Genomic DNA, 18,279 nt, shown 5'->3' with positions numbered 1-18,279 from the left:
AGCCTACATGAGGCTGGGAGAAAACAAGAATTCATCACCACTGAATGACAACAAGAGGCGCCGCTCGCCTCGGGTATCCACCGGCTTCGCCGGCAGCGCCCCCCGCAGGCGCCAATGCTCCGTCACCACCGCGTCGTCCCGCTCCAGCCGGACGTACCACGCCTCCACCTGGTAGGCCCGCGCCCGGACCTGCCGCAACCGCGCCCACTCCGGCCCGCCTGGCCCGGGCGTGTCCGGCCCCGCGAGCCGCTCCAGCCCTTCGGCGTCCGCCGCCTGGAGCGCCCTGCGCCGGGACTCCAGCGCCGTCACCACGGCCTGGAGCCGGGGCGCCGCCGTCGTCTCCGGCACCCACTTGCCACCCCGCACCACGAAGGGTACTCGCTCCACGCCCGCCGTGCCCACCCGGGTGTCGCCCAGGGTGCCCTCGAAGTCGAGCGTCGCGTGCGCCTCCGCCCGCTGTCCGCCGGGCGCCACGTTGACGGTGATGCGGGCGAAGCGGTGCTTCTGGGACTTCAGGGGTTGAGGCGCGCCGCGCACCGGCAGCCACAGGCTGCTGGACTCCGTCTCCTTGAGGGCGGTGATGATTTCCAGCTCGGGCCCGGCGGCCGCGCCCAGGAAGCGCGGGATGAACAAGGCCAGGGTGGCGCCCAGCGCCAGGAAGACGATGAGGCCGCCTCCGAAGCGGCTCCAGTCCTGGGTCGTGCTCACGAGCCCAGCATGCGCTGGGCGCGCTCCGCGGCGGGCGTGCCGGGGAGCCGCCGCAGCACCTGGCGCAGCGTGTCCTGCGCCTTGGCGGTGTCATTCAGCTTCACATAGGCCTCGTGCAGATCGAAGAGGGCCTCCTCCTCGAACTCCGTGCCCGGGTAATGGCGCAGCAGGCCCTCCAGGCGCTGGGCCACGGCCTTCCAGCGCTCGCGCTGCTGGTAGAAGTGGGCCGCGTACAGCTCGTGCGAGGCGAGCCGCCGCCGGGCGTCCTCCAGGTGCTCCTTCGCGTCCGGCACGTACTGGGACTGCGGGTACTGTCGGAGGAACTCCTGCATGGCCACCAGCGCGGAGCGGATCTCGCCCTGGTCCTTCTCGTTGGAGGGCGGCAGGGCGAAGAACTCGGAGGGGTAGGCCCGCACGTGCGTCATGGCGGACTGGAAGGCGGCGTAGTCCACCTTGGCGTGCGTGGGGTGGAGCTTGATGAAGGCCTGGTACTGCTCCTTGGCCTCGGGGAAGGCCTCGCGCTCGAAGTCCACGTCGGCCAGCTTCAGCTCGGCCTCGCGGGCGGCCTCCTGGTAGGGGAACTTCGTCCGGACGTACTCGAAGTACTTCTGGGCGCGGAGGAAGTCCTTGTTCTCCAGGGCCTCGGCGCCGAGCCGGAGGTTCTCATCGGCCACGGCGGCGTAGTCAGGCTCGCCGGCCTGGCCCTGAGTGAGGGCGGTGCAGCCGGTACCGAACAACAGGAAGGCGGACAGGAAGGCGACGGCGGAACGCATCCCCACCACGCTATTCCTCCGGCCCCGAGGGGTCCAGCGAAGCTTCACCGAGCAACCGGTGGATGACGTCCTCCGAGAAGCCCCGGCTGTCCAGGAGCCGTCCTGCGCGGGCCCGCTCCCGGGCCCCCAGCGGACGGCCGAGCAGCCCCCGCTTCTCCAGCACCGCGCGGGCCGTGGCCAGCGCGTCGAAGGCCACCACGTCGCTCGCCTCGGAGATGGCCTGCTGGGCCGTCCCCTCCTCCAGCCCGTGCGCCCGCAGCCGGTGCGCCACCGCCTGGGGCCCCAGCCGGCCCCGCCCCAGGAGCAGGGTGGCCCGCTCCCGCGCGAAGCGCTCGTCGTCCAGGTAGCCCCAGTCCTTCACGCGGGCGAGCGCGGCTTCGGACACCGCTTCGGTGAAGCCCTTCCGGGCCAGGGCCTGCTCCAGCTCCCGGCGGCTGCGCCCGCGCATGGACAGGAGCTTCAGGCACGCGTCCGTGGCACGGCGAACAGCGTCGGGCCCTTCATCCTCCGGAGGCATGGCGGGATACCTAGCATGTGGTAACAGGCGCGGCCATGCACCCCGTCCTCGCCCGCTTCCTCGCCGCCGACGCCGCTCGGGAAACGCTCCACAAGCAGCAGTCCGGAGGAGCGCTGTCCGCCGAAGAGCAGGCCTTCACCGACGCCGCCTCCGCGAACCCGAAGCACAAGGCCGTGCTGCTGGGCGTGGGGGGCCGCACCCTGTCCACCGACGCCCAGGCCTCGCTGGTGCTGCTGGCCGCGCACGCCGCGGTCCGCGCGCTGGACCAGGACGCCACCCTGGCCGAGCCCACGAAGAAGGCCCGCGAGGCCCTGGCCGAGGAAGGCGCCAGCCCGGAGGAGACGGACGCCTTCCTGGCCTCCATCCTCCTGGAGGAGGCCTTCGGCTACGAGCAGGACGTGGACGCGTTCGACAGCGAATACGTGAAGGAGGCGCTGGGCGAGGTGCCCGCGCTGGCCGCGCTCACCAAGGAGGCGGTGGACGCGCTCTTCCTCACCTTCGTGAAGGCCGCCGCCAACGACGCGGAGCGGAAGGTGCGCGAGGGCATGGCCCGCGCCCTCTTCGACATCGCGTGGTCGGAGGGGCCCGCGCCCATCAACCCGGAGCACATGGAGGCCGTGCTCGACGCGGAGGTGGTGGACCGGCCCGAGGAGGAGCAGGAGGCCAAGGTGCAGGCCACCGCGCAGCTGCTCCAGGCGCTCTCCAAGGAGGGCCTCATCGGCCCCATCCGCCTGTCCCGGCTGCGCGCGCTGCTGGGTGAGGACGACGCGTAGACGGTGGGGCCCTGGCGCCCTGCCCCGCCGGCCGCGTGTGCCGGCGGGACGGGCAGGCCCCTAGAAGCGCTCGATCTGGAAGTCGTCGTCCCCACCGGCCGCGGCGGGTGCCGGCGCGGGCGCGGGTGGGCGCGCGGCGGGAGGCGCCATGGGGCGCCCCATGGGAGCGCCGGCCGGAGCCCCCGGACGCATGGCCTGCGGCGGCGGAGCCCCCGGGCGCATCTGCTGGGGCGCCGGAGCCCCCGGACGCATGGGCTGCGCCATGGGCGCCGGAGCGGGCGCGGCCTGCGGCGCCGGAACCCCCGTGGGCGCCCCCTTCTGCGCGAACGCCGAGGAGCCCGGGATGGGCCGCGACTCGCCGGGCTTGGAGTCGAAGTTGTCCCACTTGGAGTCGGACGTGCCGCTGATGCCGGAGAAGCGCAGCGCGAAGTCGTCCGGGTTGGTGGCCTGCCGGTGGGCCTCCTCGTAGGTGACGAGCCCCTGCCGCACCAGGCTCATCAGCGACTGGTCGAAGGTCTGCATCCCGTACGTATCCGTGCCCTGGGCAATGGCGTCGTGGATCTCCTTCGTGCGGTCCTTGTCTTCAATCATCTCTCGCACGCGGGCCGTGACGCGCAGCACCTCCACGGCGGCCACGCGGCCCTTGCCGTCCGCGCGCGGCACCAGCCGCTGGGACACCACGCCCTTGAGCACGCTGGCCAACTGCAGACGCACCTGCTTCTGCTGGTGCGGCGGGAAGGCGGAGACGATGCGGTTGATGGTCTCCGTGGCGTCCAGCGTGTGCAGCGTGGACATCACCAGGTGGCCCGTCTCCGCGGCGTGGAGCGCCGTCTCAATCGTCTCGTGGTCACGCATTTCGCCCACGAGGATGACGTCCGGGTCCTGGCGCAGCGCGCTCTTGAGCGCCTGCGCGAAGCTCATCGTGTCCACGCCCACCTCGCGCTGGTTCACGATGGAGCGCTTGTCGCGAATGAGGAACTCGATGGGGTCCTCAATCGTCATGATGTGGCTGGTCTCGTTGGCGTTGATGTGGTCGATCATCGCCGCCAGCGTGGTGGACTTGCCGGAGCCCGTGGTGCCCGTCACCAGCACCAGGCCGCGCTCCTCGCCGCAAATCTTGGCGAGAATCTGGGGCAGCAGCAGGTCCTGGATGGTCATCACCTTGAAGGGGATGACGCGCAGCACTGCGCCCACCGTGCCGCGCTGCTGGAAGACATTCACACGGAAGCGCCCGAGCCCCGGCACGCCGTAGGCGAGGTCCACCTCGTTGCTCGCCTTGAACTTCTCCTTCTGGAACTCGTTCATGATGCCGAAGGCCATGCGCGCCACCTCCTCGGGAGGGAGGCGGCGGCCGTCCTTCAGCGGAACCAGCGAGCCGTCCACGCGGAACATGGGCGGCAGGCCTGCCTTGAGATGAATGTCGGAGGCACCGCCACGCAGGGCGATCTGGAGGATCTCGTTGAGTTCCATGAGCGGCGTGAATGCTACCAGACGCTCGCGCATGCATGCGATGGGGCGTGATGGACCCCGAAAAACACATCGGCGGAGGCCCTCGGATGAGGACCCCCGCCGCGTGGGACAACCGAGCTGCTGAGCGGACCGCTTAGCGCTTGGAGAACTGGAACCGGCGACGCGCGCCCGGCTGACCGTACTTCTTGCGCTCGACCGCGCGAGCATCGCGGGTGAGGAAGCCGGCCTTCTTCAGCGCCGGACGGAACTCCGGGTTGAAGGAGCACAGCGCCCGGGCGATGCCGTGGCGGATGGCGCCGGCCTGGCCGGAGAGACCGCCACCCTTGACGTTGACCGTGACGTCAACCTTGCCCTTCTGCTCGAGGATCTCGAGGGGCTGGTTGAGGATCATCTTGGACGTCTCACGGCCGAAGTACGCGTTCAGCTCGCGGCCGTTGATGGTGACGAGGCCAGTGCCAGGACGAATCCAGACGCGGGCGGTGGCCTCCTTGCGGCGGCCGGTGGCGTAGAAACCGAGCTCTTGGTGGATGGGCATGGACGTTGTCTCCCTTACGCCTCGACCTCGAACGCGGAGGGCTTCTGGGCCGCGTGCGGGTGCGTGTCACCTGCGTAGACCTTCAGCTTCGTCATCATCTGGCGGCCGAGCGCGTTGCGCGGAAGCATGCGCCGCACGGCGTTGATGATGATGTCCTCGGGGTGACGCTGGCGGAGCTTCTCCAGGTTGGTGATCTTCAGGGCGCCCGGGAAACCCGCGAACGGGTGCCGGTAGTACATCTTGTCCTGCTCCTTCGTGCCCGTCACCTTCACCTTTTCGGCGTTGATGACGACCACGTGGTCGCCCGTGTCCATGGACGGCGTGTAGATGGCCTTGTGCTTGCCCTTCAGGAGGGTGGCAATCTGGCTCGCCGCGCGGCCCAGCACCTTGTCGGACACGTCGATGACGTGCCACTGGCGCTTGATGTCCCCAGCCTTCGCGCTGTAGGTCTTCTGCGACATTTCGTGCACTCCAGACTTCTCGCGGCCGCCGTGTGCATTCCAGGGACCGCTGCTCGTGCTTTATCAACCGCGGGTCGACCGTGAAAACTTCACGGAGGCCCGGAAAGGCCGACCGTCCTAGTGGGTGTGGAGGATCAAGTCAAGGTCACACCGCACCAGGCGTCCGGATTCCCCGCCCTCCCCCGCCGGAACATCCCGGAAAGCGGGCCAGCGCCTACCTGGCCGCTCCCCCCGCCGGCCCGGCGCCGCCCGGAGGGCCGCCTGGAACCGCGGGCTTCTTGAAGCGCTCCTTCAGGTTGGCGAAGAAGTTCTTCTCCTCGGTGGTGGGGGGCCCTTCGCGGGGCGCGTCCATGTCCATCACCTCAATCACCTCTGGCGGCAGGTCCTCCAGGAAGCGCGAGGGCGTGCGGGGCACCTCCTTGCCGCGCTTCACGCGGGTGGCCGCGCGGGTGAGGTAGAGCACCTCCTTGGCGCGGGTGATGCCCACGTAGCAGAGGCGGCGCTCCTCCTCGAGGTTCTGCGCCTCGCCCTGCATGCCCCCGTGGGGCATCAGGTCCTCCTCCATGCCGATGAAGAAGACGAGCCGGTACTCCAGGCCCTTGGAGGCGTGCACCGTCATCAGGGTGACGCGGCGGTTGGCGCCCGGCACCTCCTCTTCCTCCTGCCGGGTGTCCAGGCTCAGGCGGTTGAGGTACGTCAGCAGGCTCGCCTTGGGGCCTTCGCGCTTCTCGAAGTTCTCCAGGGAGTTGAGCACGCCGTCCACGCCCTTGAGCTTCTTGTCCGCGGCGGTGGCGCTGGTGGCGTGGGCGCGGGTGGCCTCGCGGAAGCCAATCTCCTCCAGCAGCTTGCGCGTCACGTTGGCCAGCTGGCCGTGCTCGTACGCGGCGCGGTAGCGCTCCACCATCTCCACGAAGTCCAGCACCCGGGCGCCGGCCCCGGGCGGCAGGTCCTCGTAGTCGGCGGCCTTCTTCATCACCGTCCACAGCGTGACGCCCTCGCCCCGCGCGTGGACGCTCAGGCGCTCCATCGTCACGTCGCCAATGCCCCGCGAGGGCACGTTGACGATTCGCAGGAGGGAGATTTCGTCCAGCTTGTTCACGATGACCTTGAAGTACGCGATGACGTCCTTCACCTCGCGCCGGTCGAAGAACTCGCTGCCGCCCACGACCTCGTAGCCGATGTTCTTCTCCCGCAGCATCTCCTCGATGGGACGGGACTGGCCGTTGGTCCGGTAGAGCACCGCGATGTCATCCGCGGAGATGCCCAGGGCCATGTGCTTCTGGATTTCGTGCGCGACGAAGCGGGCCTCCTCCTCGTCATTGGGGCACGTCACCACCTTCACCTTCGTGCCCCCCTTGCGGTCGGTCCACATCTGCTTGGCCTTGCGCTCGGGGTTCTTCGCGATGACGGCGTTGGCCGCGTCCAGCACCGTCTGCACGGAGCGGTAGTTCTGCTCCAGGCGCACTTCCTTCCCGCCCGGGAAGAGGCGGTCGAAGTCCAGGATGTTGCGCACCTCCGCGCCGCGCCACGAATAGATGCACTGGTCGTCGTCACCCACCGCGCACACGTTGCGGGAGCGGCCGGCCAAGAGCTTCAGGAGCTCCAGCTGCGCGGTGTTGGTGTCCTGGAACTCGTCCACCAGCAGGTAGCGGAAGCGCCGGGTGTACTTCTCGTAGAGGTCCGGGTGCTCGCGCAGCAGGCGCGCGGGGAGCAGGAGCAGGTCGTCGAAGTCCACCGAGCCCTGCGCCTTCAGCGAGAGCTGGTAGTCCGGGTACACCAGGTGGGTGATGAGGTCGTAGTCATCCCCAATCCCCTCCGGCTTGGGCTCCGGCGCCTTGCCGGAGTTCTTCGCCTTGGAGATGAGCGTGAGCACCTTGCGCGCGTCGAAGGCGCGGTCGTCGATCTTGTGCTCGCGCATGGCGCGCCGGATGTTGGCGAGCTGGTCGCCCATGTCCGCGATGGCGAACTTCCTGGGCCAGCCCAGCCGGTGGATGTCCTCGCGGAGCATCTCCGCGCCAAAGGCGTGGAAGGTGCAGACCAGCACGCCCTGCGCCCGGGGCCCCGCCATGTGGACCAGGCGCTCCTTCATCTCCGTGGCGGCCTTGTTGGTGAAGGTCACCGCCAGGATGTTGCGGGCCATGATGAGGCCCGGCCGCTCATTGAGCAGGTGGACGATGCGGTGGGTGATGACGCGAGTCTTGCCGCTGCCAGCGCCTGCAAGCACGAGGAGCGGCCCCTCCAGGGTGACCACGGCCTCGCGCTGCGGAGGATTGAGCTTCGAGAGGTCCATTGCGCGCGGGGCGGGGATACCCTTTGATTCGTTCGTGCGCGACTCTTTTTTCCCCAGGCGCCCTGGCGCTCTGCTCGCATTCGTCCTGGGCACCACCGGCTGCGTTGGCGAGTCCGGCTCGCCCCCGGAGGTGACACCCGTGGTGGCGGCGGAGCGCGCGCCCTGCGTGTACTTCAAGCAACTCTCCCCCTTCCTCCCAGAGCGGCTGGACGGCTTCACGGTGGCGCACACCCAGGGCTCCACCGGGAAGTACGGCGACGTCTCCGTCTCCGAGGCGGAGCGGCGCTACACCCGGGGTGAGGGGCGCGAGGTGAAGGTGCGCATCGTGGACACCACCATGGGGGAGCGGATTGGCAAGGCCATTCAAGAGGCCGCGGAGCGCTCCCGGGGCAAGGCGGCCAGTGACCCCTCCGCCCCCATCCACCTGGACGATGCCGTGGGCTTCGTGCGGTACGACGCTGAGGAGTCCGTGGCCGAGGCGAACCTCCTGGTGGGGGGCCGCTACGTGGTTGCCGTCACCAGCCGGGGATTTCCGGGTACGGTGGAGGTGCGCCGGGTGGCGCGCGGCATCGACCTCGCGGGACTGGCCCGCCTGAGGCCCGGTCCGAACTGATGAAGGAGTGTCCCAGGTGGTGAAGGACAAAGGAACGCGGCCAGACAAGGCGGACCTGGTCGCGCAGGAGAAGGCGGCGCGTGAGCTGGTGTCCACCCTGGGCAAGCGGGAGTTCCTGGAGCAGTTCCAGAGACTGGCCAAGAGCTTCGCGGCCGACCCGGGCAACCCCGGCTCCTACGCGTGCGAGGGCTGCCAGCGCTGCGCCAACTGCATGTTCTGCAAGGACTGCGACAGCTGCTTCACGTGCACGCACTGCACGCGGTGCGAGCTGTGCAACAACTGCTCGCACTGCGTGGACTGCAAGAGCTGCAACGCGTGCGCGTACTGCGTCCAGAGCGAGAACTGCTCCACCAGCGCGTACCTGGTGCTGTGCCGCAACCTGCAGGACTGCAACTACTGCTTCGGCTGCGTGGGCCTGGCCAAGAAGGACTTCCACATCCTCAACGTCCCCTTCCCGCGGACGGAGTACTTCAAGGTCGTGGGCCGGCTGCGCAAGGAGCTGGGGATTCCGTAGGCCCCAGCCCCACCCCGCTTCTCACTAGAGGGCGCGCACGTAGAGGGCCTTCAGGTACTCCGTCTCCGGCAGCCCGGCCAGCACCGGGTGGTCCAGCCCCGCGCCCCGCCGCTCCAGAATCTGCACCGGCCGCTTCGCATCCGCGGCGGCCGCCAGCACCATCTGCTCGAAGGCGGCGCGGTCCAGCTTGCCGGAGCAGGAGCAGGTGACGAGCAGCCCGTCCGGCTTGAGGCAGCGGAAGGCGCGCAGGTTCAGCTCATGGTAGGCGCGCAGCGCGGTGGCCAGGCCCTCGCGGCGCTTGGCCAGCCCGGGCGGGTCCAACACCACGGTGTCGAAGCGGCGCCCGCCGGTGTCGAAGCGGCGCAGCACGTCGAAGGCGTTGGCGTGCTCCACGGTGACGTTGGCGCGGCCGTTGGCCTCGGCGTTGGCCCTGGCGCGCGCGGCGGCCTTCTCGTCCTGCTCCACCGCCAGCACCGACGTGCAGGTGCGCGACAGCGAGAGCGCGAAGCCGCCGTGGTAGCTGAAGAGGTCCAGCGCGTCACCGCGCGCCAGCTCCCCGGCGCGCAGGTGGTTGTCCACCTGGTCCAGGAAGGCGCCCGTCTTCATGTCGCCCTGGAGGTCCACCTCGAAGCGGTTCTCCCCCTCGTGGTAGGTGAAGCGCGCGGCGCCCTCGCCGTGCAGCAGGCGCGCCTCGCGGGGCAGGCCCTCGAAGTCACGGCCGGAGGCGTCGTCCCGGCACATGACGTGGGTGGCGCCGGTGAGCTCCACCAGCATCCTCGCCAGCGTCTCCTTGCGCGCGTCCATGCCCTCCGAGAGCGTCTGGAGCGTGAGGCCCTTGCCGTAGCGGTCCACGAAGAGGCCCGGGAGCTGGTCCGCCTCGCCGTGCACCAGGCGCAGCCCGTCCCGGTGGGAGAGGTACGCCCGGCGCGCCAGGGCCGCCTCCAGCCGGCGGCGGAAGAAGGCGTCGTCCACCGGCTCGTCGGCGGGGCCCTTGCGCGTCAGCAGGCGCAGCGCCAGGGGCGAGCGGCGGGCGTAGAGGGCCTGGCCAATGGGGTTGCCCTGGGCGTCCACCACCAGCACCACGGCGCCGGGGCCCTTCACGTCGGGCGGGGCGGCGATTTCGGTGCGGTACACCCAGGGATTGAAGTGCCGCAGCGAGCGCGCCCCCTTGGGGGTGACACGCGCGACGGGCAGGGCTGCTTGGGGGGGCATCAGGCTCACTCCAGGCCGCGAGCGGCCAGTTCTTCGTCGTCCTCGCCGCGAAGGTGCCCGATTTCGTGCAGCAACGTCACGCGGATCTGCTCGCGAAGCTCGTCGGGCGTCCGGACGGCGCGCGCCAGGTTGCGGCGGTAGAGCACCACGGAGCGGCACGGCACCTCGGAGCCGTCACAGGGCTCGGCCAGCGGCGGGCCCCGGAACAGGCCCAGAATCGTGGGCGACAAGGGCGGCTGGTTGGCCAGCAGGTCCGCGTCCGCGGGCAGCTCCTCCGCGGTGACGGGCACGCCGTCCAGGTCCCCGCGCATGTCCTCGGGCAGCGCGGCGACGGCCTTCACCACCTCCGCGCGGAAGGCCTCCTCCGGGGGCAGCGGCGGCTCGGGGAAGTCCTCCGGCGCCAGCGCGCGCGCCTTGTCGAAGTGGACCTGCGCCTGCTTCCACTTGCCCTCGCGCTCCAGCAGCAGGCCCAGGTGGTGGTGGGCGTGCGCGGCGCGCTCCGGGTCGTCCACCAGGCTGGCGAAGGTGGCGCGGGCCTCGCGGAAGCGGCACAGCTCGAAGAGGGCCAGGGCGCGCTCGTAGAGGGCCTCGCGGCTGCCGGGGTTGCGCGCGAGGACGATGGCGGCGTGCGCCAGCGAGGCCTCCGCCTGCCCCAAATCATTGAAGGCCATGGCCGCCACCAGCGCGAGGTGCGGAATCAGCTCCGGGGGCGTGCCCGGCTGGGACAGGCCACGCTCCGCGTAGAGGGCGCCCAGCTCGTCCCGCTCCCGGGTGGACGGGAGCTGCACGGCGTACAGGTGCGCCGAGCCCAGCAGCGCGGAGGGGTCCCCCGGGTCGATGGCCAGCGCCCGCGCGTAGGCGAGCTGCGCCTCCGCCTCCCGGCCCAGGGCGGCCAGCGAGACGCCTCGCTCCGCGTGGGCGGCGGCCAGGTCCGGCTCCAGCGCGGCGGCCTGGGCGGCGCAGGACAGCGCCTCCTCGAAGCGCCCCTCCTCGAAGTAGCGACGCGATGCGTCCAGCGGGGCCGCGCCATCCGCGCGGCACACGGCCAGCGGTTGCACGCGGTGGGTGGCGTCCTCGGGCGGCGGCGCGGGGCGCACGCTGGCGGTGGGCGCCCCGGGGGCGGGCGCGCTCACGGCGGGACTGGAGGCGTCCGGCGCTTCGGAGGCCGGAGCGCCGCGCTTGCAGGCAGTGAGGAGAAGGCAGAAGGCGAGCAGACCGCGCCGCGACATGGGCCGCCAGGGTACGGCATCACCCCGTGGGCGGGAAGCCGAGACGTGCACGCCCGCTTGCCGACACCGCCGGACACCCACCCGCCCCGCCCTGCATTAGGTTGCCCCCATGAGCGAATTGATTCTGGCCTCCACGTCGAGCGCCCGGCGGGCCTTGATGGATGGCCTGGGGCTGGCCTACCGCGCCGAGGCCCCCGGCGTGGACGAGGTGGTGTCTCCGAGCGTGTCCGTCACCGACGCGGTGCGGGAGCTCGCGGCGCGCAAGGCCCGCGCGGTGCACCAGCGGCACCCCGCCGCCTGGGTGCTGGGCGCGGACCAGCTCGTCGAGGTGGGAGGCGAAGTCCTCTCCAAGCCCGAGGACCGGAGCGCGGCGCGCGAGCAACTGCGCAAGCTCGTGGGCAACACCCACGCCATCCACACCGGGGTGTGCCTGCTGGGCCCGGGCGGGCAGGTGCACGAGGCCGTGGAGACGGCGCGGCTGACCTTCTACGCGGTGACGGCGGAGGAGCTGGAGCGCTACCTCGACCTCAACGAATGGGAGGGCTGCTGCGGCAGCTACCGCGTGGAGGAGGCCGGACAGGCCCTGCTGGAGCGGCTCGAAGGTGACCGCGCCAACGTGCAGGGCCTGCCCATGACGACGGTGGTGCGCCTGCTGCGGCGGGCGGGCTTCCCCTTCTTCGAGCGCCGCTGACGCCCGCGCCGTCACGCGTCGGAGGACAGCTCCGCCAGGATCTCCGCGTAGGCCGCGCGCGCCTTGTCGGCCTGGTCCGCCTTGAAACTCACCGCGGCCACCACCGGGTGCCCGCCGCCGCCGTAGCGCCCGGCGATGGCGGACAAGTCATGCCGCCGCAGCTCCGGCTTCCACGGGTTGGAGCCGATGGACACCTTGGCCCGCGAGGCGCCCTTCCCCACCCACAGCGTGTAGCGCGCGTCCGGGTACAGCGCGTACGCGATGAACTTGTTGAGGCTGTCCACGCCTTCGTCCACCAGGTCGAAGAAGACGACGCCGCGCTCGTAGCGGGCGCGGGCGCGCACCCGCTCGATGTTCGCCTGGTGACGCGCCAGCAGCGGCGCCAGCGGCGTGGCGATGAGCGGCGAGGCGGCGAGGTCCGCCAGCGACTCCGACTGCATGCGGCGGATGACCTCGGGGATGAGCGCCGGGTCCTTGTTGGCCTCCAGCACCGTCATGATGCGCAGCGCGGGCTCCTCCAGCGCCACCGCCATCTGGGGCGAGGGGAACTGCGCCCCGTCGATGATTTCCGCCCAGTGGATGAGCTCCGCCATGGGCGAGGCGTCCCAGCCGAAGCGCTCCCGGGCCACGTCGGCCAGGTACTTCGTGCAGCTCTTGCGGTGCGCGTCGTGGAACTTGCGCCCGCTAGTGTCCGCGCGGAAGTGCGCCTCGTCCCCCGGCTGCTGGAAGGCGGAGGCGTGGTGGTCGAACCACCACGTGAGCCGCGCGTCCTGGCTGTAGCGGAAGTCGACGATGACGTTCTCCTCGCCGGTGAACACGGCCGGGTCGATGCCCTCGGCGCCCGGCTTGTGGTTCAGCCCGAGGTACCGGAAGGCCGCGTCCGGCCGGATGCGCTCCCGGTAGAAGCGGGAGAACACGGCCGCGCTGGCGGCGCCGTCGAAGCAGCTATCGTGGAAGAGGACCTGGACGTTCATGACGACGTGCCCCTTACTGCAACGCGAGTCCCGCGCCCACCGTCGTGAACGCCCCCTCGTCCGCGCCGCCACTCGCCTGGGCGCTCACCACCGCCAGCCCCACGAGCCGCCCGTCCGCCAGCACCCCACAGGCCAGCGTGCCCTCCGCGCCGCCGGACGTCCGCAGCGGATGCACGGTGGCCCGGCTCCCCAACGCCGGGGGCGCGGGCAATGACAGCGCCTCACCCAAGGTGCCCCCCAGCGCCTGGAGCAACCCCTTGCACCCCGCGGCCGCCGCCCTGCCCCTGGCGCGCTCCACCCAGAGCAGGCCGAAGCGCCCCCGCGCCGCGTCTCCGAAGCCCACGCCGCCGCCGTGCAACGTGGACGCGGGCAACACCAGGTGCGGCGCGAGCTGCTCGCGCGTGAGCTGCCCCCACCCCGCGGGCAGCTCCAGCCGGTAGCCCAGCTCACTGCCCACCAGCGACTGGCGCACGCTCCGGCCCGGCAGCCCGGCGGAGGGAAGCGCCAGCAACCCCGCCGACGCGACCGCCGCCCCCAACCCGAGGCCCAGCCCCAGGTAGCGGCGCATGGGCCCCGGCTCGCCCACCACCATGGCCAGCGCGAGCCCCCCGAGGATGAAGTAGGCCACGTGGACCGGCGCCAGCGGCGCCTCGCGCGCCAGCCAGCCGGTGGCCACGAGCTGCGCCACCAGGCCCACCTGCGCCAGCCCCTTCGCGGGCCCGCGGTTGAGCACCAGCACCAGCGCGAGCACCGCGTCCAGACACACCAGTCCGTATGTCCACGACGGGTCCTCCAGCGAGCCCAGCAGGCCCGCCGCGCGGAGGAACCAGGCCGCGCCGCTGGCCAGCAGCACGCCCGCCGCCGGGCCCGGATGGGCGGACACCGCGCTGGTGACCAGGTCCCCGCCGAACACCGTGGCGTCGTCGTCCGCCTCCACCATGGGCCGGTCCAGCCGCATCCGGCCGACCTTCTTGTGGGACTGGAGATGGTCGAAGGGCTCACCGCAGCGGGGGCACGCGCTGGCGCCACGAGGGATGGGGCTGTGGCCGCAGTTCGGACAGAGAGTCTGGGGCATGGCCCCCGGCGTATACCGCACTGCCCGCGCCGCTCACGAGGGCACGACATCCCTGTCAGGCAATCCCGATTCCTCGCCCGGAAAGGCGGACCTCAACGGGAAGGCATGACTCTGACATCGAGGTCAGATTGGACCTGGGTGCCAAGAATTGTAAGCCACGTGACGAAGCCGGGCCGTTGAACGAAACGTCGAGATTGCGCCCAGAGTGAACGAAACCGCTCGATGAAACGATTCATACCCGGGCAGCGCCGTGAACCCGGCGAGCCGGCTGTCTGCTTAACCCCGCTTTCTGCCTGGGAAACAAGGGGCATTGTCCCACCGGGCAGGTAGTCAGGGGGCTGGCACCCCAACTGCATGATGTCAGACCCACGGTGTACTCACCCGCGGAACTCGGTGCGGTGGGAGGAACCCATGGGCAAGCGGACGACTCGAAGCAGTGGCGCGGTTCCCAGGCAGGGGCGGCGGGTGATGCCCGCGCTCCGGCGGACGGCCAAGAGGGCCCGGGCGGCGGCGGGCAAGGCCCACCTGACGGTGGGCGAGGTCATCGCGGCGGCCTTCGAGACGTCCGGCGGCGAGCTGGTGGACGTCCTGGCCCAGCTCACCTCGCCGCAGATGACGCGGGCGCTGGGGCGCCGCATCGTCGTGGTGGGCTGAACCTTTTTCAGCCCCGGTCCTGTCGGCCTGGCGCGTGAGTCCGTCCGTGCGCCGGCGTGGACCTCAGTCACCCGCCATCAGGATGCCGGCGGAGTAGCGCTGCCGCGTGGGTTCGCCCGCGAGCAGCCTCCCGAAATCCTCCACGTTGTTGGGGTGCACCAGGAAGGTGCCGGAGCGTGTCTCCAGGCGCACAGGTGTGGCCAGGGCCCGTGGCTCCTCGGCCACGGTGCCGCCGCTGCCCGCACTCACGACGGGTGCCGGGACGGTGGCGCACCCGGTGAAGAGCAGGAAGCCAGGAACAAGAACGCGCCGCATGCAGGTCCTCCGGTGGATGGGCCCGGGGGTGGGCCAGCGGGCTCCTCCCTATGCCGCCTCCCGCGCCAAGACAAGACACCGCGCGGCGAGCCGGACATGACGAGGCCCGCGTCCCAATGGAACGCGGGCCCAGGACGTCATGCCGTCAGCGGCCGGAGACTACCGGGGCTGCCAGCGCGGGCGGTGGTCATCGCCACGCGACGTCTGGAGCGTGTAGCCCCCCACCGGGTGGACGATGGCGTCGCCCACCTTGGTGCCCGCCGCCGGGTCAATCTGCTGGACGTAGAGCTGCCCGCCCTGGATGTAGGCCACGTGGTGGGCATCCGGGGAGAAGGACGGGAGCGTGGCGCCCTCGGCGAAGCTGACCTCGTCGCCCACGGGCGCGCCGTCCGCCGGGTTGATGCGGCGCAGGAAGATGATGTTGCCCGGGTCCCCGGCGCAGGGCGAGGCCGCGCCGCCGCAGAGCACCGGCTCACCGGTGGTGGGGTTGAAGAAGTAGGCGCGCACGTACGCCACCCAGCTCCCGTCCGGCGCCCAGGTGGGGTTGGCGATGTAGGAGTCCACCGAGCCCCCCTCGACGGCCGTCGTGGTGGCCTCGGCGATCGTCTGCACGGCGGCGCCGCCCACGGGGATGATGTAGAGCGCGGCGTTCAGCCCCATTGGCCGCGTCTCATCCGGGCGGAGGAACAGGAGCTGGTCATTGACGCGGTTGTAGTGCGGCTGCTCCGCCGTGGCGCCCGCGGCGGCCAGCGGCGTGGGCGCGCCGCCCCCCACGGTCGCCGTGGACAGGCCCACCGTGGCGGTGCTGAACGCGAACGTGTCGCCGTCGCGCCAGGCCGGGAAGGTGCCCGCGGCGGTGGCCTCCTCCACCGCGCCGCCCTCGGCCGGGACGCGGGAGATGCCGGAGATGCTGTCGCCCGCGCGGCGCACGTACAGGAGGGAGTCACCCGGCTCCCACTCCAGGTAGAGGAAGCCCTCGGTGCTGCCGGAGGTGCCGTTGGCCAGCACCGTGGGCTCGACCTCCGCGAGCGGCACGTCGCGCACCACCAGCTCACCGGCCAGGTTGCCCGAAGAGGTGCCCGTCTCGGTGGCCCCCCGGACGAAGGCAATCCGGTTGCCGGCCGAGTTCCAGCGCGGGTAGCGGCTGTCCACCGCGGCGTCCGACAGCCGCGTGGGCTCCGGCTCGTCGAAGCGCGTCACCACCGCCGCCATGGCGTCGCTGTCGTCCATGGCCGTGAAGGCCACGTGCAGCGCCTGGCACGTCATGGCCTCGGCCGCGCCCTCACAGCGAAGCCCCGCGGCGCAGTCCGCGGACGTGGTGCAGACATCACCCTTGGCGCCCGTGCCGATGACGACGACGCCGCCGTCATCGCCGGTGCCCGCGTCCTCTCCGGTGCCCGCGTCTTCCTCGGTGCCCGCGTCCTCTTCGGTGCCCGCGTCTTCCTCGGTGCCCGCGTCCTCTTCGGTGCCCGCGTCTTCCTCGGGCGGCTGCTGGACATCGCGCAGCTCGCAGTTGCCCGAACGGCACGTCCACTCCTGCCCCGCCGGCGGCGGTCCGTTGTCACTGCGGCAGTCGAACGCATCGACACACTCGTCACCGCACCCCGTCGACAGCACCAACAGCGCGCCACACAGCGCGCTGACAACGACACGCATGCTCATAGAGACCCTCCGAAGAACAGAGGGCGCGTATACCGTCAGGCTTTCGGGGAGTGCTTACCCTGCGGTGCGGAGATACGCCGCCTGTTCCTGACTGAACGGCCTCACGGAGTGCCTTGCTCAATGATAGACACCCACTGCCACCTGGATGCGTCGCGTTTCGACATGGACAGGGATGAAGTCCTCTCACGCGCCTGGGCCGCGGGGCTCCACGGCATCGTCATCCCGGGCGTGGGTCCGCATGACTGGGAGCCGCTGCTGGCGCTGTCCCAAAAGGACGCCCGCCTCCAGGTGGGCCTGGGCATCCACCCGCAGCTCCTCCCCGACATGCCGCCGGCGGACGACGACGCCGTGCTCGAGCACCTGGACGCGCTGCTCGCCAGGGGCGGCGCGGCGGCGGTGGGCGAGTGCGGCCTGGACGGCCCCAGCCTCCCGGGCGCGCCGCTGGAGCGGCAGGTGGCGGTGCTGAGGCGGCACCTCGCGCTGGCGCGCAAGCACGGCCTGCCCGTGCTGATGCACTGCCACCGGCTGCACCCGGCCCTCATCGACCTGCTGAAGGAGGAGCCCCTGCCGGATGCGGGGCTGCTGATGCACAGCTACAGCGGCGGCGTGGAGTTGGCGCGCTTCTACCTCCAGAAGGGCTGCCACTTCTCCTTCGCCGGGCCCGTCACCTGGGCGGAGGCGCGCAAGCCCCTGGACGCGCTCCGGGCCATCCCCCTGGACCGGCTGATGGCGGAGACGGACGCCCCGGACCAGGCGCCCGCGCCCCACCGGGGGACGCGCTCCGAGCCGGGCTACCTCCCCCACATCCTGGAGGGCATGGCCCGCGTCAGGGGGGAGCCCGTCGAGGAGGTCGCCCGGCAGACGACCGAGAATGCCCGCCGCTTCTTCCGGGAAGCTTTCCCCGCGTCTTCGCGGTAGGCGAGCGGTCGCGTTATAGAGGACCGCCATGAACCCGCAGCCGCTCCCCACCCCCGAGACTGAGACTCCGCCCGCCGCCCCGGCCTCGCTGGCCCGGCCCTTCAAGCTCTCCCGGCGCTTCGACAGGACGGGCCGCCTGCTGGGCGACTCCGCGATGGAGCGCCTGGCCAACGCACGCGTGGTGGTGTTCGGCCTGGGCGGCGTGGGCAGCTTCGCCGCGGAGGGCCTGGTGCGCAGCGGCATTGGCCACCTGACGCTGGTGGACCATGACGACGTGTGCGTCACCAACACCAACCGCCAGCTCCACGCGACGGTGAAGGCCGTGGGCAAGCCCAAGGCGGAGCTGATGGCGCAGCGCTGCCAGGACATCAACCCGGCGGCGAAGGTGGAGGCGCTGCGCGAGTTCTACCGCGCGGACGTGGCCGAGCAGATGCTCCAGGCGGGCCAGTACGACTTCGTGGTGGACGCCATCGACAACGTGAAGGCGAAGCTGCACCTGCTCCACCGCTGCGTGACGCTGGGCGTGCCGGTGGTGAGCTCCATGGGCGCCGCGGGCCGGCTGGACCCCACCGCCATCCGCGTGGAGGACCTGTCCGAGACGCACATGGACCCCTTCGCCAAGGACATCCGCAAGCTGCTCAAGCGCAAGTACGCGGTGGAGACGGACAAGCACACCGGCATCACCGCCGTGTACTCCATTGAAGCGCGGCGGCTGCCGGTGACGCTCCAGTACGACGACGCCACCGACGGCTTCCTGTGCGTGTGCCCGCAGGACAACGAGTTCCACACCTGCGACCACCGCACGCAGATTGACGGCAGCGTGGCCTTCGTCACGTCCTGCTTCGGGATGAACGCGGCGGGCGTGGTGGTGCGGCGGCTCGCGGCGGCGCGTTAG

20 protein-coding genes are annotated in these 18,279 nt (G+C 71.2%); 7 read left to right on the top strand and 13 right to left on the bottom strand.

Annotation, left to right across the window (positions count from 1 at the left end):
• Positions 1–3: 3 nt before the first annotated feature.
• The 3 genes from MYMAC_RS10320 to MYMAC_RS10310 are packed head-to-tail and all read right to left on the bottom strand — an operon-like array spanning position 4 to position 1,998.
• Positions 4–708, bottom strand: a complete 705-nt coding sequence (locus MYMAC_RS10320; protein ID WP_095957973.1) for a hypothetical protein — start codon at positions 706–708, stop codon at positions 4–6.
• Positions 705–1,481, bottom strand: a complete 777-nt coding sequence (locus MYMAC_RS10315; protein ID WP_204817496.1) for an outer membrane protein assembly factor BamD — start codon at positions 1,479–1,481, stop codon at positions 705–707. The genes MYMAC_RS10320 and MYMAC_RS10315 overlap by 4 nt, the downstream gene beginning before the upstream one ends.
• A gap of 10 nt (positions 1,482–1,491) precedes the next feature.
• Complete coding sequence (locus MYMAC_RS10310) at positions 1,492–1,998, bottom strand: regulatory protein RecX (RefSeq protein WP_095957971.1); 507 nt, start codon at positions 1,996–1,998, stop codon at positions 1,492–1,494.
• Between the two features lie 35 nt (positions 1,999–2,033).
• Between MYMAC_RS10310 and MYMAC_RS10305 the strand changes: the two genes are divergently transcribed.
• Positions 2,034–2,771, top strand: a complete 738-nt coding sequence (locus tag MYMAC_RS10305; RefSeq protein WP_204817494.1) for a hypothetical protein — start codon at positions 2,034–2,036, stop codon at positions 2,769–2,771.
• 60 nt (positions 2,772–2,831) lie between these two features.
• Here the strand turns inward: MYMAC_RS10305 and MYMAC_RS10300 are convergent, their stop codons facing one another.
• From MYMAC_RS10300 to MYMAC_RS10285, 4 genes are all read right to left on the bottom strand, one after another.
• Positions 2,832–4,241 (bottom strand): type IV pilus twitching motility protein PilT, encoded by a 1,410-nt coding sequence (locus tag MYMAC_RS10300; protein ID WP_095957969.1) that lies wholly within the window; start codon positions 4,239–4,241, stop codon positions 2,832–2,834.
• A gap of 133 nt (positions 4,242–4,374) precedes the next feature.
• The gene (rpsI, locus tag MYMAC_RS10295; protein ID WP_013938599.1) at positions 4,375–4,776 is read right to left on the bottom strand and encodes a 30S ribosomal protein S9; all 402 of its coding nucleotides are present in this window, start codon (positions 4,774–4,776) and stop codon (positions 4,375–4,377) included.
• Positions 4,777–4,790: 14 nt separating this feature from the next.
• Positions 4,791–5,237, bottom strand: a complete 447-nt coding sequence (gene rplM, locus MYMAC_RS10290) for a 50S ribosomal protein L13 (protein WP_013938598.1) — start codon at positions 5,235–5,237, stop codon at positions 4,791–4,793.
• 214 nt (positions 5,238–5,451) lie between these two features.
• Positions 5,452–7,527, bottom strand: coding sequence for an ATP-dependent helicase (locus tag MYMAC_RS10285; RefSeq protein WP_095957968.1), 2,076 nt, complete (start codon positions 7,525–7,527; stop codon positions 5,452–5,454).
• 130 nt (positions 7,528–7,657) lie between these two features.
• On the opposite strand from MYMAC_RS10285, the gene MYMAC_RS10280 reads away from it, so the two are divergent.
• Both MYMAC_RS10280 and MYMAC_RS10275 read left to right on the top strand, forming a co-directional pair.
• Positions 7,658–8,140 carry a hypothetical protein gene (locus tag MYMAC_RS10280; RefSeq protein WP_095957967.1) on the top strand — a complete coding sequence of 161 codons (483 nt, stop codon included), beginning with the start codon at positions 7,658–7,660 and terminating at the stop codon, positions 8,138–8,140.
• Between the two features lie 16 nt (positions 8,141–8,156).
• A complete protein-coding gene (locus MYMAC_RS10275; protein ID WP_193364471.1) occupies positions 8,157–8,654 on the top strand; it encodes a caib/baif family protein in 498 nt (165 codons plus the stop codon).
• A gap of 24 nt (positions 8,655–8,678) precedes the next feature.
• Here MYMAC_RS10275 and MYMAC_RS10270 read toward each other — a convergent pair whose 3' ends face one another.
• A complete protein-coding gene (locus MYMAC_RS10270; protein WP_013938594.1) occupies positions 8,679–9,866 on the bottom strand; it encodes a class I SAM-dependent rRNA methyltransferase in 1,188 nt (395 codons plus the stop codon).
• Positions 9,867–9,871: 5 nt separating this feature from the next.
• Positions 9,872–11,095, bottom strand: coding sequence for a metallopeptidase family protein (locus MYMAC_RS10265; RefSeq protein WP_170114725.1), 1,224 nt, complete (start codon positions 11,093–11,095; stop codon positions 9,872–9,874).
• A 109-nt stretch (positions 11,096–11,204) separates the two neighbouring features.
• Here MYMAC_RS10265 and MYMAC_RS10260 point away from each other — a divergent pair, with 109 nt between their 5' ends.
• Entirely contained in the window at positions 11,205–11,786 is a 582-nt protein-coding gene (locus tag MYMAC_RS10260) for a Maf family protein (protein WP_095957965.1), read from the top strand.
• Between the two features lie 11 nt (positions 11,787–11,797).
• Here the strand turns inward: MYMAC_RS10260 and MYMAC_RS10255 are convergent, their stop codons facing one another.
• Entirely contained in the window at positions 11,798–12,760 is a 963-nt protein-coding gene (locus MYMAC_RS10255) for a DHH family phosphoesterase (RefSeq protein ID WP_095957964.1), read from the bottom strand.
• A 13-nt stretch (positions 12,761–12,773) separates the two neighbouring features.
• Positions 12,774–13,835 (bottom strand): zinc ribbon domain-containing protein, encoded by a 1,062-nt coding sequence (locus tag MYMAC_RS10250; protein WP_238540062.1) that lies wholly within the window; start codon positions 13,833–13,835, stop codon positions 12,774–12,776.
• Between the two features lie 411 nt (positions 13,836–14,246).
• Between MYMAC_RS10250 and MYMAC_RS10245 the strand changes: the two genes are divergently transcribed.
• Positions 14,247–14,489 carry a hypothetical protein gene (locus MYMAC_RS10245; RefSeq protein WP_043710522.1) on the top strand — a complete coding sequence of 81 codons (243 nt, stop codon included), beginning with the start codon at positions 14,247–14,249 and terminating at the stop codon, positions 14,487–14,489.
• A gap of 63 nt (positions 14,490–14,552) precedes the next feature.
• Here the strand turns inward: MYMAC_RS10245 and MYMAC_RS10240 are convergent, their stop codons facing one another.
• Positions 14,553–14,804: a hypothetical protein gene (locus MYMAC_RS10240; protein WP_043710517.1), complete on the bottom strand. Its 252-nt coding sequence runs from the start codon at positions 14,802–14,804 to the stop codon at positions 14,553–14,555.
• A 159-nt stretch (positions 14,805–14,963) separates the two neighbouring features.
• Positions 14,964–16,466, bottom strand: a complete 1,503-nt coding sequence (locus MYMAC_RS10235; protein ID WP_095957963.1) for a TolB family protein — start codon at positions 16,464–16,466, stop codon at positions 14,964–14,966.
• 120 nt (positions 16,467–16,586) lie between these two features.
• Here MYMAC_RS10235 and MYMAC_RS10230 point away from each other — a divergent pair, with 120 nt between their 5' ends.
• Entirely contained in the window at positions 16,587–17,384 is a 798-nt protein-coding gene (locus tag MYMAC_RS10230; RefSeq protein ID WP_095957962.1) for a TatD family hydrolase, read from the top strand.
• A gap of 28 nt (positions 17,385–17,412) precedes the next feature.
• A complete protein-coding gene (locus MYMAC_RS10225) occupies positions 17,413–18,279 on the top strand; it encodes a tRNA threonylcarbamoyladenosine dehydratase (RefSeq protein ID WP_095957961.1) in 867 nt (288 codons plus the stop codon).

This window comes from Corallococcus macrosporus DSM 14697 (assembly GCF_002305895.1).
Classification (GTDB): domain Bacteria; phylum Myxococcota; class Myxococcia; order Myxococcales; family Myxococcaceae; genus Myxococcus; species Myxococcus macrosporus.
This window is presented reverse-complemented; position numbering and strand designations above follow the sequence as displayed.